The following is a 12,753-nucleotide window of genomic DNA, read 5'->3' as shown; positions in this document are numbered from 1 at the left end:
GGGGCGCTGCCCCCCGGGCCCGTGCCGGGCCTCCCCCCGGGATATTTGAGCCAATGCGAAAGAGAGGCGCGTCCGAGAGGGCGCGCCTCTTTTCGTCAGCGGCGGCGGGTGGCGCCGGTCGAGGCGGCGATGCGCAGCAGGCGGCGGCGGTCGCCCGCGAGGGCGGCCTCGACGAGGCCAGCAAGGGCGCCGCGGGCCTTCAGATACGGGACCAGACTGGAGTGCGACTGGTCGGGGTAGAGGAGGTGATCCTGGCCCGCGCGAGGCGGGAAGGCTTCCGCCTGGGCGGCGTCGTCCTGAAGGCCGTGGAAGAGCAATGTCCAGGCGGTGTCGGGCAGCTGGGGGCGCAGCGGCGGCAGGGCGGCGGTCCAGTCGCGCCAGCGCGTCTCTCCGGGCAGGGCAGGGTCGGCCTGGGGGCCGAAGGCCAGCACCGCGCGGGCTGGCAGCGTCCGGGCGGCGGCGAGGGCCGCGACCGCGCCCATGGATAGGCCGAGCGTGACGAGGCTGCGGACCGGGGCACGGGCGGTGACCTGGGCGAAGGCCGCGGTCAGCGTTGCCTCGAAGCCGGGGGCGGTGGCCCAGCTGCGGGCGGCGTCGGTGACGAAGAGCGCGCGGCGGGGAGCGGCGGGGGTGCCGCGACCCGTGGCCGTCGCCACGAATTCGGGCGAGGGCGGGCGCGTCGGGTCATGGCCGATCGAGGCGAAGGCCACGACGAGGTCGGCCCCCGCGCCATCGAGGAAGTCGACGGCATGGGGACCCTGTTCGGCGATCCGTTCGAAGGCCGTCACTCAGCCGCGCGGGTCGATCAGCCGACCGATCACGCCTTCCCGCGTCACTCGGCGACCGCCGGCGATCGAGACCGCGGGATGGTGCTTCAGCGCCTCCATGATCTCGCGCACCGGGGCATCGGCGGGCAGGTCGGGCGCGCCGGGGGCGGCGCCCTCTTCGCACATGTCCTCGGCCGTCAGCACGCCCAGCGGGTTCATGTGGGCCACGAAATCCGCGACATAGTCGTTGATCGGATTGGCGATGATCTCGCGCGCGGTGCCGCATTGCACGATCCGGCCGCCCTCCATCAGCGCGATCCGGCTGCCAAGCTTGAAGGCCTCGTCGAGGTCGTGGCTGACGAAGATGATGGTGCGCTTCAGCTTCGCCTGCAGTTCCAGAAGCTCGTCCTGCAGCCGCGAGCGGATCAGCGGGTCGAGCGCCGAGAAGGGCTCGTCCATCAGCAGGATCGGCGCCTCGGTCGCGAAGGCGCGGGCGAGGCCCACGCGCTGCTGCATGCCGCCGGACAATTCGCCCACGCGCCGCTCGGCCCAGTCGCTGAGGCCCACCAGCTTCAGCTGCTGGTCGACCATCTCGCGCCGTTTCGCCGGCGGATCCCCCGCCAGTTCGAGCCCGAGCCCGACATTCTCGCGCACCGTGCGCCAGGGCAGCAGGCCGAACTGCTGGAAGACCATCGCCACCCGTTCCTGCCGGATGTGGCGCAGGGTCTTCTCGGTCGCCTTGGTGACCGAGACCATCTTGCCGCCGTCGTTCACCCGCACCTCGCCGCGCACCACCGGGTTCAGCCCGTTGACCGCGCGCAGAAGCGTCGACTTGCCCGAGCCGGACAGACCCATCAGCACGAGGATCTCGCCCTCGGCCACGGTGAGCGTGCAGTTGTGCACGCCCAGCACCTGACTGGTGGCGCGCTGCACTTCGGACCGCGATTTGCCTTCGTCCATCAGCGGCAGCGCCGCCTGCGCCTTGTCGCCGAAGACGATCGAGACGTTGTCGAATTCCACAGCGTTCATTTGCGTTCCACCTTCAGCATGCGGTCGAGAAGGATCGCCACGACGACGATGATGAAGCCGGATTCGAAGCCGAGCGCGGTATTGACCGAGTTCAGCGCCCGCACCACCGGCACCCCGAGGCCATTCGCGCCGACCATGGCGGCGATGACCACCATCGACAGCGACAGCATGATCGCCTGGGTGAGGCCCGCCATGATCTGCGGCAGCGCGTAGGGCAGTTCCACCTTCCACAGCGTCTGCGACTTGGTGGCGCCGAAGGCGGTCGAGGCCTCCAGGAGCGCCGCAGGGGTCGAAGAGACGCCGAGGTAGGTCAGCCGGATCGGCGCGGGCAGCACGAAGACCACGGTCGCGATCAGGCCCGGCACCATGCCAAGGCCGAAGAAGACGATGGCCGGGATCAGGTAGACGAAAGTCGGCAGCGTCTGCATCAGGTCAAGGACCGGGCTCATCGCGGCGTAAAGGCGCGGGCGGTGCGCGGCGGCGATGCCCAGCGGCACCCCGATCGCCATGCAGACGGCGCAGCTGAACAGGATCAGCGTCAGGCTCTGCAGCATCTCGTCCCAGTAGCCCTGATTCAGCACGAACAGGAAGCCCGCCGCGACCAGCAGGCAGATCTTCCAGCTGCGCTGCATCGCCCAGGCGAAGGCCACCAGCAGCACGATCAGCAGGGGGGCGGGAATTGCGTCGAGGATGTCGAGCATCGTGTCGATCACCCAGCCGAGGACCGAGCCGATGAAGTCGAAGACCGGCCCGCCATGGGCGTTCAGCCAGTCGAAGACCGTCTTGGCCCATTTGCCGACGGGGATCTTGGTATCGGTCACGATATCGGTGACGGGCTCGAACAGATCGTCGAGGAAATCCATGCGCTCTGGCGCTCCGTTGCGGTTGGCTTGACAGGGGAGGGGGCGCGGGGTCTGGCCCCGGGCGCCCGTCGGCCCTCAGGGACGGGCCGTCAGGAAAACGGGGGCGCGTGGCCCCCGTTCCGGTCGGTTCGGGGTCAGAGCCCGAATTCCTTCTTCACGGCCGGCAGGCCCTCTTCGCCCTTCAGCGTGGTCACGCCGGCAAGCCAGGTGTCCAGAACCTGCGGGTTCTTCTCGACCCAGTCCTTCACGGCCTTGTCCGCATCCTCGCCGTCGTTGAGGATCTTGCCCATGATCTCGTTTTCCATCGGAAGCGAGAAGGTCATGTTTTCCAGCAGTTTGGCGACGTTCGGGCAGTCGGCGGCGAAGCCTTTCTTCACCACGGTCTGCACCACGCCCTCGCCGCCGAAGAAGTCCTCGCCACCCGGCAGGTACTTCAGGTCGAACTGGGCGTTCATCGGATGCGGCTCCCAGCCAAGGAAGACGACGCCCTTCTGCGACGGGTAAAGCCGCGAGACCTGCGCCAGCATGCCCTGTTCCGAGCTTTCGACAACCTCGAAGCCTTCCAGCGGCTTGCCCTTCTCGGTCAGCGAGATCAGGTAGCCGTTGCCCTCGTTGCCCGGCTCGATCCCGTAGATCTTGCCTTCCAGCTCGTCCTTGAACTTGCCGATGTCGGCATAGCTGTGCAGGCCCTTGTCATAGAGATAGGTCGGCACGGCCAGCGTGTACTTGGTGCCCTCGAGGTTGACCTTCAGCTTCTCGATCGTGCCCTTGTCGAGATAGGGTTTGATCGCGCCTTCCTGCGCCGGCATCCAGTTGCCGAGGAAGACGTCGACATCGCCCGCATCCATCGAGGCATAGGTGACCGGGACCGAGAGGATCTTCACGTCCACGTCGTAGCCAAGGCCTTCCAGCACCTGCTTGGCGGCCGAGGTCGTGGTGGTGATGTCGGTCCAGCCGACATCCGAGAAGGTCACGCTGTCGCAGGCCGCGAAGGCGGGGGCGGCCAGCAGGGCCATCGCGGATGCAGCAAGCGTCAGGTCGCGGAATTTCGTCATGTGGCACTCCCCTGTGCGTCATGTTGGCTCGGGCTCGAGGACCCGGGGTTTCTTGATTGACGAGTCAATTAACTCATCTCTAGGATCACAATGCAACTCATTTAACGGGTCACCATGGCACGCCCAGCAGCAGAACCGCTCCGCCGCGCCGAGATTGTGCGCGCGACCATACAGGAGATCGGCCAGACCGGAACCCTGGAGGTCACGGTGGCACAGATCGCCCGCAGGGCCGGCGTCAGCTCGGCGCTGGCGCACCATTACTTCGGCTCTAAGGAGGCGATCTTTCTTGCCGCAATGCGACACATTCTAGGCATATACGGCGCCGAGGTCCGCGGCGCGCTCGCCACGGTCGAAGGGCCGCGCGACCGGATCGAGGCGATCGTGCGGGTCTCGTTCTCGCAGATGAACTTCCGGCGCGAGGTGATCGCGGCCTGGATGAACTTCTACGTGCTGGCCCAGACCATGGACGGGGCGCACCGGCTGCTCGAGATCTACCGGCGCCGGCTGCGCTCGAATCTTGTGGTGAACCTGCGGCCGCTGGTCGGGGCCGAGGCAGGACGAATCGCCGATTCGCTGGGGGCGCTCATCGATGGCGTCTACCTGCGTGCGGCGCTGGGGCGCAGCGTGCCCGACCGCGCGGCTGCGGCGGCGCTGGTGATGGGACATCTCGAAACGGAACTCGCCCGCGGCGCGGCCGCGGCAAGCCAACAGGCGCGGAAAGGACAGTGACGGTGACGCGGCCCAATATCCTGATTTTCATGGTCGACCAGCTGAACGGGACCTTCTTCCCGGACGGGCCGGCCGACTGGCTGCATGCGCCGAACCTGAAGAAGCTCGCCGAACGCTCGGTGCGGTTCCGCAACGCCTACACCGGCTCGCCGCTCTGCGCGCCGGGGCGGGCGGCCTTCATGTCGGGCCAGCTGCCCTCGCGCACCGGGGTCTATGACAACGCCGCCGAGTTCCGCTCGGACGTGCCGACCTTCGCCCACCACCTGCGCCGCGCGGGCTACCATACCTGCCTGTCGGGCAAGATGCATTTCGTGGGGCCGGACCAGCTGCACGGGTTCGAAGAGCGCCTGACCACCGACATCTACCCCGCCGACTTCGGCTGGACGCCCGACTACCGCAAGCCCGGCGAGCGGATCGACTGGTGGTATCACAACATGGGCTCGGTGACCGGCGCCGGCACCGCCGAGATCACCAACCAGCTGGAATACGACGACAACGTCGCCCACGAGGCGAAGATGAAGGTCTACGACCTCGGGCGCCGTCTGGATGACCGGCCGTGGATGCTGACCGTCTCGATGACGCATCCGCACGACCCCTACGTCGCCCGGAAGAAGCACTGGGACCTGTACGAGGACTGCGCCCATCTGGAACCCGAGGTCGGCCTCATCCCCTACGAGGATCAGGACCCGCATTCGAAGCGGATCTTCGACGCCTCGGACTGGCACAATTTCGACCTGACCGACGAGATGACCCGCCGCTCGCGCCGGGCCTATTTCGCCAACATCTCGTATTGCGACGAGAAGATCGGCGAGATCCTCGAGGCGCTGGAGGCCACGCGGCAAGAGGCGGTGATCCTGTTCGTCTCCGACCACGGCGACATGCTGGGCGAGCGCGGATTGTGGTTCAAGATGAACTTCTTCGAAGGCTCGGCCCGGGTGCCGCTGATGATCTGCGCGCCGGGGCTGGAGCCGCGGCTGGTGACCGATCCGGTCTCGACCATCGACGTCTGCCCGACGCTGTGCGACATCGCCGGCATCTCGATGGAGGAGGTCATGCCCTGGACCGACGGCGTCTCGCTGATGCCGACGGCGGCGGGCACCCCGCGCGAGACACCCGTCATGATGGAATACGCAGCCGAGGCCAGCTACGCGCCGCTCGTCAGCCTGCGCGAGGGCCGCTTCAAGCTCAATGTCTGCGCGCTCGACCCCGATCAGCTCTTCGACCTCGAGGCCGATCCGCATGAGCTGACCAACCTCGCCACCGACCCGGCCCATGCCGAGGTGCTCACGAAGATGAAGGCCGATGCCGCCACGCGCTGGGACCTGCTGCGCTACGACGCCGACGTCCGCGCCAGCCAGGCGCGGCGCTGGGTCGTCTACGAGGCGCTGCGCCAGGGTGGCTATTACCCCTGGGACTACCAGCCGCTGAAGAAGGCCTCCGAGGCCTACATGCGCAACCACATGGACCTGAACATTCTCGAGGAGAGCAAGCGCTACCCCCGCGGGGAGTGAGCGCCGCCCTCTTTCGCATTGGCAGAAATATCCCCGCCGGAGGCCCTTTTGACCCTCACCGCCCAACCCAAGGCCAGCCATTTCATCGACGGCGCTTACGTCGAGGACAGCGCCGGCGCCGAGATCGAGGTGATCTTCCCCGCCACCGGCGCGGTGATCGCCCGCCTGCACGAGGCCACGCCCGCGATCATCGACGCGGCGCTCGCCTCGGCCGCGCGCGCGCAGAAGGACTGGGCGGCGTTGCGCCCGGTCGAACGCGCGCGCATCCTGATGCGCGCCGTCGCGCTCATCCGCGAGCGCAACGAGGAGCTGAGCCAGCTCGAGACGCTCGACACTGGCAAGCCGATCAACGAGACGCGCTATGCCGATGCGACCTCGGGCGCCGATTGCCTGGAATACTTCGCCGGTCTCGCGCCGACGGTGACCGGCGAGACGATCCCGCTCGGCCGCGACATGGTCTACACGATCCGCGAACCGCTCGGCGTCTGCGTCGGCATCGGCGCCTGGAACTATCCGACGCAGATCGCCTGCTGGAAATCGGCGCCCGCGCTCGCGATGGGCAATGCGATGGTGTTCAAGCCCTCGGAAACCACGCCGCTCTGCACGCTGAAACTGGCCGAGATCTATGTCGAAGCCGGGCTGCCGCCGGGGCTGTTCAACGTCGTGCAGGGGCGCGGCGCGGTGGGCGCTTCGCTGGTGACCGATCCGCGCGTGGCGAAGGTGTCGCTCACAGGCTCGGTCGCCACGGGCCGCAAGGTCTATGCGGCGGCGGCCGAGGGCATCCGCGCGGTGACGATGGAGCTGGGCGGCAAGTCGCCGCTGATCGTCTTCGATGACGCCTCGGTCGAGGACGCCGTGGGCGCCGCGATGCTGGGGAATTTCTATTCCACCGGGCAGATCTGTTCGAACGGCACCCGGGTCTTCGTGCAGAAGGGCATCAAGGCGAAGTTCCTCGAGCGGCTGAAGGCACGCACGGAAGCGATCGTGATCGGCGATCCGCGCGAGGAGGCGACGCAGATGGGTCCGCTGGTGTCCCAGGCGCAGGCAGAGAAGGTGGCGCACTATCTGCAGGTCGCGAAAGATGAGGGCGCGACGCTGGTCACCGGCGGGTCGATGAAGGACGGGCTCTATGTCGCGCCCACGGTCTTCGCCGACGTGACCGACGCGATGACCATCGCACGTGAAGAGATCTTCGGCCCCGTCATGTCGGTGCTCGATTTCGAGACCGAGGACGAGGTTCTGGCCCGCGCCAACAGCTCGGAAGAGGGGCTGGCGGCCGGGGTCTTCACCGCCGATCTCGCCCGGGCGCACCGGATGGTCGCGGGGCTGCAGGCGGGCACGACCTGGATCAACGCCTACAACCTGACGCCGGTCGAGGCGCCCTTCGGCGGCGTCAAGCGCTCGGGCGTCGGGCGCGAGAACGCGAAGGCGGCGATCGAGCACTACAGCCAGGTGAAGTCGGTCTACCTCGGGCTGGGCCCGGTGGACGCTCCTTACTGACGGCGGCGCCGCGGCGGGGCGCTCCCGCCCGCGGCCTGCGGGGGCTTCGCCCCCTGGTCCACGGTTGGGCCGAGCGCCGCCCGTTCCGGGCGGCGGGGAACCGAGTTTTACCCTGCGCGGCGCCCGTGGCGACCCGTGGGGCAGGCGCCGGGCGGCAACCCGGGGCCGGGCAATCGCGAGGATCGGATGATGGCGGACGCGGATTATGTGATCGTGGGGGCGGGCTCGGGCGGCTCGGCGGCGGCCTACCGGCTGGCGATGGCCGGTCGGACGGTGACCATCGTCGAGTTCGGCGGTTCCGACCGCGGGCCCTTCATCCAGATGCCGGGTGCGCTCAGCTATCCGATGAACATGGCGATGTACGACTGGGGCTTCTCGTCAGAGCCCGAGCCGAACCTTGGCAACCGCCGGCTGGCGACGCCGCGGGGCAAGGTGATCGGCGGCTCGTCCTCGATCAACGGCATGGTCTTCGTGCGCGGCCACGCCCGCGATTTCGACACCTGGGCCGAGATGGGGGCGCAGGGCTGGGGCTATGCCGACGTGCTGCCCTACTTCCGGCGCATGGAAAGCTGGCATGGCGGGGAAACGGGCGGCGAGGCGGGGGGGGGCTCGGCCTTCCGCGGCCATGACGGGCCGCTGCATGTCACCCGCGGGCCGCGCACCAACCCGCTGTTCAAGGCCTTCGTCGAGGCCGGTGCCCAGGCCGGCTACGAGGTGACCGGCGACTACAACGGCGAGAAGCAGGAGGGCTTCGGCGCGATGGAGGCCACGATCTGGCGCGGGCGGCGCTGGTCGGCGGCCAACGCCTATCTGCGCCCGGCGCTGAAGACCGGCCGCGTCACCATCGTCCGCGGTCTCGCGCGCCGGGTGGTGATCGAGGACGGCCGCGCCGTGGGGGTCGAGCTGACGCGCCGCGGCCGGACCGAGGTGATCCGGGCGCGGCACGAGGTGGTGCTGGCCGCCTCGTCGATCAACACGCCGAAGCTTCTGATGCTGTCGGGGATCGGCGCCGCCGACCATCTGCGCGCGCACGGGATCGAGACCATCGCCGACCGGCCGGGCGTGGGGGCGAACCTGCAGGACCATCTCGAGGTCTACATGCAGTTCGCGGCCAAGCAGCCGATCACGCTGTTCAAGTACTGGAACCTCTTGGGCAAGGCGATGGTCGGGGCGCAGTGGATGCTGACAGGCACCGGGCTTGGCGCGTCGAACCAGTTCGAGAGCTGCGCCTTCATCCGCTCGGCCCCGGGCATCGACTATCCCGACATCCAGTACCACTTCCTGCCGATCGCGGTGCGCTATGACGGGCGCGCGGCGGCCGAGGGGCATGGCTTCCAGGTCCATGTCGGGCCGATGCGCTCGAAATCGCGGGGCGCGGTCACGCTGCGTTCGGCCGACCCGGCCGACAAGCCGGTGATCCGCTTCGACTACATGTCGCATCCCGACGACTGGGAGGAGTTTCGCCGCTGCGTGAGGCTCACGCGCGAGATCTTCGGCCAGCCCGCCTTCGCGCCGCATGTGAAGCACGAGATCCAGCCGGGCGCCGCGGTGCAGACCGATGCCGAGATCGACGCCTTCATCCGCGAGCATGCGGAAAGCGCCTATCATCCCTGCGGCACGGCGCGGATGGGGGCGGCGGACGATCCGATGGCCGTGGTCGATCCGCAGGCGCGGGTGATCGGGGTCGAGGGGCTGTGCGTCGCCGACAGCTCGATCTTCCCGCAGATCACCAATGGCAATCTCAATGCGCCCTCGATCATGGTGGGCGAAAAGGTGGCCGATCACCTGCTGGGTCAGGGCATGCTCGCCCCCTCGAACGCGGCCCCCTGGATGAGCCCGCGCTGGCAGGTCGCGCAACGGTAGCGGCCCCCGGCGCGGGAGTGTTTCCTGCACGATGCAACCCACGGCGTCCCTTGGTCTCCCGTGGGTTGACGGTTTGTTTGCCTATGCAACCAAATTTCCACTAATGCACTGATTCGGCGGCGAAAATCAGCCTCGCCGCCGAAGGGGAATGGAACGTTTCCGCGTCGCGGCGATTTCATTATTGCGCCGCAGGTCGGCCACAGGCACGCTTGCCGCGGAACGGGAGAACCCCAGTGCAAAATCTCGGATCGGTCCTCGGGGCAGGCCATCGCCGCCCCCTCATCGAAGCCTATGAATCGCATGGGCTGAGCGCGCTTGCCGCCTGGCGGCTGGCGGCGCCGATGACCCGTCAGGTGCTGTCGGCCCTGTCCGGCATCGCCATCGACGACATCGCCCGGATCGAGCGGTCGGAACGCCCGGCCAGCCCCTTCGAGGCCAGCCAGCTGGCCCTCTGCCTGGGCGCCGAGCCCGAGGACCTGTCCCCGCTCGTGCGGGCCTGAGCCGTCGCGCGCCGCCCTCGTGCGGGGCGCATGACAGCTGGCCGGCTTTCGGTTTATGCTTCGTCCGGGCCTGTAGGGCGCGGAGGCTGGAAAATGCCGGACGGACGCGATCTGCCGCAGATGAACGGCCGCCTGATGACGACTGGCGGCGGGTTCGAGACCTGGATGCAATACGTCAAGGGCTTCACCCTGCGGCATTTCTGCGGGTTCGCGCTTCTGGACGATCCGCGTGGGCGCGCGGCGCTTGACGCCTATCATCGCAGGATCGCGGCGGCGGCGGTGGCCAACGGCTTCGGCGTGATCAACGAGGGGTTGCACTACCGCGCCAGCCGCGACTGGGGCCGGCTCATCGGCTATTCGCGCGAGGCGCTTGAAGAGATCAACCTTCGCGGCCTCGCCCTCTATCGCGACATCGCGCGCGACCATGCGAGGCCAGAGACGCCGATGCTGGTCGGGGGCGTGATCGGGCCGCGTGGCGATGCCTATGACACGGGCCGGCTGCCGGACGCGGCAGAGGCCGAAGACTACCACGCCGAGCAGATCGCGACCTTCCGCAAGGGCGGGGCGGATCTGGTCACCGCGATGACCTTCTCGTCACCTGCCGAGTCGACGGGGCTTGCCCGGGCGGCGGTGGCTGCGGGACTGCCGGTGGTGGTGTCGTTCTTCCTGCAGCCCGGCGGGCGGCTTGCCGGTGGCATCACGCTGCAGGAGGCGATCGAGGAGGTCGATGCCGCGACCGGCGGTGCGCCCTGCTATTACATGATCAACTGCACGCATCCGACCGAGTTCGCGCCGGCGCTGACGGCAGGTGACTGGACGCGGCGTCTGCGGGGCTTCCTGCCCAACGCGGTGGCAATGGAGACGCTGTCACTGTGCACGCTGGGTCATCTCGAGGATGGCGATCCGGTCGAACTGGGCGGGCAGATGGCCGAGGTCGCGGCGCGCTTCCCCGAGGCGACGGTCTGGGGCGGCTGCTGCGGCACTGACGCCCGCCATATCGCCGAGATCACCGGGCAGGTCGGCGCCCTGCGCCGCGCTGCGGCCTGAGGCGCTTCAAACGAAAGGGGCGCCCCGAAGGACGCCCCCGAACCTCCGATCCCGCGGGATCAGAAGTGGTAGTTCATGCCGAGGCGCAGCGAGTTCACGTCGTGATCCACGTCGCCTTCGCCCTCGAAGCGCCCGTCGAACTTGGTGTAGAGGTACTCTCCCTTGGCCGACCACTTGTCGTTGATCTTGTACTCGGCGCCGAAGCCGGCGGTGTAGCCGGTCAGGGTGTCGGAGTCGCTCGAGCGGCCGGCGGCGTTCTCGAAGCTGTAGTCGGCCTTGGCGGCCGCCACACCGGCGGTCACGTAGGGCATCCAGTTGCCCATGTCGTAGCCGACGCGGCCGCGCAGGGTGGCCATGGTGTCGATCTTCGATTCGAACTCGTCACCGCCGCTGGTTTCCGAGTCGCTGATGTCGGCGGTCGAGATATCGCCTTCGACACCGTAGACCCAGGCGCCCGACTGCCAGTTGTAGCCGGCGCCGAGGCCGAAGCTTTCACCGTTGGCGGTCATGCTGCCGGTGGCACCGAAGTCCGGGTCGGCCTTGTCGTCGTTCCAGCCGACGTTCGCGCCGACATAGCCACCCGCCCAGTTGCCGTAGCTCAGGACCGGTTCGGGCTGGACCACCACCGGCGCGGGGGCCGGCTCGATGTAGCCGCCGGCCAGCGCGGGCAGGGCGGCGGCGCCGCCGATCAGACCCGCCAGCAGCGGGAGCGCGAATTTCTTGGTCATGGTCATGGAGGGTCTCCGTCTCTCTATTCCGTCGTCCCGGGGCCTGAGAGGGTCCAGCCGGGGACGCGCGCATCCTTATGCTCATGGACGCGTCGAGCCTTCCTAACCCGCCGGCGGGGCTAAGCGTTCCCTACGAACCCGTGAACCGATCGGTACGGCCGGAAGCCGCCGGAATCGACCGGCGGCATCGGCGGGCCTTGGCCCGTCGAGAGGACGTGATGGAACCGGCGCGACGGAGGCGCGCCTTGGCATCGTAGCCGGGGCTCAGGTCACGGTGTAGCGCACCGGCGTGGCGTGCCAACCCGCGGCGCGCCTTTCCCAGAACCGCGCGCGCAGCCGGGCCGAGACCGGTCCCGGGCGGTCGTTGCCCATGATCCGCCCGTCGATGCGGCTGGCGGGCATGATCCCGCCCGCGGTGGTGCAGGTGAAGATCTCGTCCGCCGCGCGGAACTCGTCGGCGGGGATCGGGCGGATTTCGACCGGGATCCCGGCCTCGGCGCACAGCTCCAGCACCGAGGCGCGGGTGATCCCTTCGAGCGCGCCGCGATCCGGGCTGACCACGGTGCCGTCTTTCACCATGAAGACGTTGAAGCCCGCGCCCTCGGTGACGTTGCCGGCGGCATCGAGCAGGATCGCGAAATCGGCCCCGGCGTCGAGTGCCTCGAACTGGCCCTCGGTCAGGTCGCCCCAGTGGAAGTTCTTCACCCGCGGGTCGAAGCTTTCGGGCGGGATGCGCTGCACCTTCGGGATCATCAGGTGCATGCCGCGCGCCTGCATGTCTTCGGGCGCGACCCAGACCCAGGGCACGGCATAGATCATCAGGTAGCTCGGCGCGAAGGCCGGGTGGCGGGGCGCGCCGGGTGGGGGGGCCGCGCGCAGGCAGTCCATCGCCACATAGGCATGGGTAAGCCCGGCCAGCGCCACGACCCGGTTCAGGATCGCGCGGATCTCGTCGTCGGTTTCGCGGGGGGTCATCCGCAGCCGGGTCATCGAGGCGCGGAAGCGTTTCAGGTGATCGTCGAGGCGGAAGAAGTTGCCCTCCCAGACGCCGACCACGTCATAGGTCACGTCGGACCGGCGATAGGCCCAGTGCGTCACCGGGATCTTCGCCTCGGCCAGCGGCATGTAGGCGCCGTCCAGATAGGCGGCGCCTTTCGACAT

The 12,753-nt window shown here is 68.5% G+C and carries 12 protein-coding genes; 6 read left to right on the top strand and 6 right to left on the bottom strand.

The features are described from left to right. Positions 1-95: 95 nt before the first annotated feature. The 4 genes from V8J36_RS06575 to choX form a co-directional block, all read right to left on the bottom strand. Positions 96-788: a hypothetical protein gene (locus V8J36_RS06575; protein WP_336466480.1), complete on the bottom strand. Its 693-nt coding sequence runs from the start codon at positions 786-788 to the stop codon at positions 96-98. Next, positions 789-1,796, bottom strand: coding sequence for a choline ABC transporter ATP-binding protein (gene choV, locus V8J36_RS06570; RefSeq protein WP_336466479.1), 1,008 nt, complete (start codon positions 1,794-1,796; stop codon positions 789-791). Further along, the gene (choW, locus tag V8J36_RS06565; protein WP_336466478.1) at positions 1,793-2,659 is read right to left on the bottom strand and encodes a choline ABC transporter permease subunit; all 867 of its coding nucleotides are present in this window, start codon (positions 2,657-2,659) and stop codon (positions 1,793-1,795) included. The genes choV and choW overlap by 4 nt, the downstream gene beginning before the upstream one ends. A gap of 134 nt (positions 2,660-2,793) precedes the next feature. Then, on the bottom strand, positions 2,794-3,714 hold the full coding sequence (choX, locus tag V8J36_RS06560; RefSeq protein WP_336466477.1) for a choline ABC transporter substrate-binding protein: 921 nt from the start codon (positions 3,712-3,714) through the stop codon (positions 2,794-2,796). 114 nt (positions 3,715-3,828) lie between these two features. Here choX and betI point away from each other — a divergent pair, with 114 nt between their 5' ends. From betI to V8J36_RS06530, 6 genes are all read left to right on the top strand, one after another. Further along, complete coding sequence (betI, locus tag V8J36_RS06555; protein ID WP_336466476.1) at positions 3,829-4,443, top strand: choline-binding transcriptional repressor BetI; 615 nt, start codon at positions 3,829-3,831, stop codon at positions 4,441-4,443. A gap of 2 nt (positions 4,444-4,445) precedes the next feature. Next, complete coding sequence (betC, locus tag V8J36_RS06550) at positions 4,446-5,954, top strand: choline-sulfatase (RefSeq protein WP_336466475.1); 1,509 nt, start codon at positions 4,446-4,448, stop codon at positions 5,952-5,954. Between the two features lie 48 nt (positions 5,955-6,002). Next, a complete protein-coding gene (betB, locus tag V8J36_RS06545; protein ID WP_336466474.1) occupies positions 6,003-7,454 on the top strand; it encodes a betaine-aldehyde dehydrogenase in 1,452 nt (483 codons plus the stop codon). Positions 7,455-7,643: 189 nt separating this feature from the next. Next, entirely contained in the window at positions 7,644-9,317 is a 1,674-nt protein-coding gene (gene betA, locus V8J36_RS06540) for a choline dehydrogenase (protein WP_336466473.1), read from the top strand. 233 nt (positions 9,318-9,550) lie between these two features. After that, the gene (locus V8J36_RS06535; protein WP_336466472.1) at positions 9,551-9,817 is read left to right on the top strand and encodes a helix-turn-helix domain-containing protein; all 267 of its coding nucleotides are present in this window, start codon (positions 9,551-9,553) and stop codon (positions 9,815-9,817) included. A 93-nt stretch (positions 9,818-9,910) separates the two neighbouring features. Further along, positions 9,911-10,864 carry a homocysteine S-methyltransferase family protein gene (locus V8J36_RS06530; RefSeq protein WP_336466471.1) on the top strand — a complete coding sequence of 318 codons (954 nt, stop codon included), beginning with the start codon at positions 9,911-9,913 and terminating at the stop codon, positions 10,862-10,864. A gap of 59 nt (positions 10,865-10,923) precedes the next feature. On the opposite strand, the gene V8J36_RS06525 is transcribed toward V8J36_RS06530, so the two are convergent. Both V8J36_RS06525 and V8J36_RS06520 read right to left on the bottom strand, forming a co-directional pair. After that, a complete protein-coding gene (locus V8J36_RS06525) occupies positions 10,924-11,598 on the bottom strand; it encodes an outer membrane protein (RefSeq protein ID WP_336466470.1) in 675 nt (224 codons plus the stop codon). A gap of 258 nt (positions 11,599-11,856) precedes the next feature. Next, positions 11,857-12,753, bottom strand: coding sequence for an aminotransferase class IV (locus tag V8J36_RS06520; protein ID WP_336466469.1), 897 nt, complete (start codon positions 12,751-12,753; stop codon positions 11,857-11,859).

The organism is Frigidibacter sp. MR17.14 (assembly GCF_037095735.1).
Lineage (GTDB): Bacteria > Pseudomonadota > Alphaproteobacteria > Rhodobacterales > Rhodobacteraceae > Frigidibacter.
This window is presented reverse-complemented; position numbering and strand designations above follow the sequence as displayed.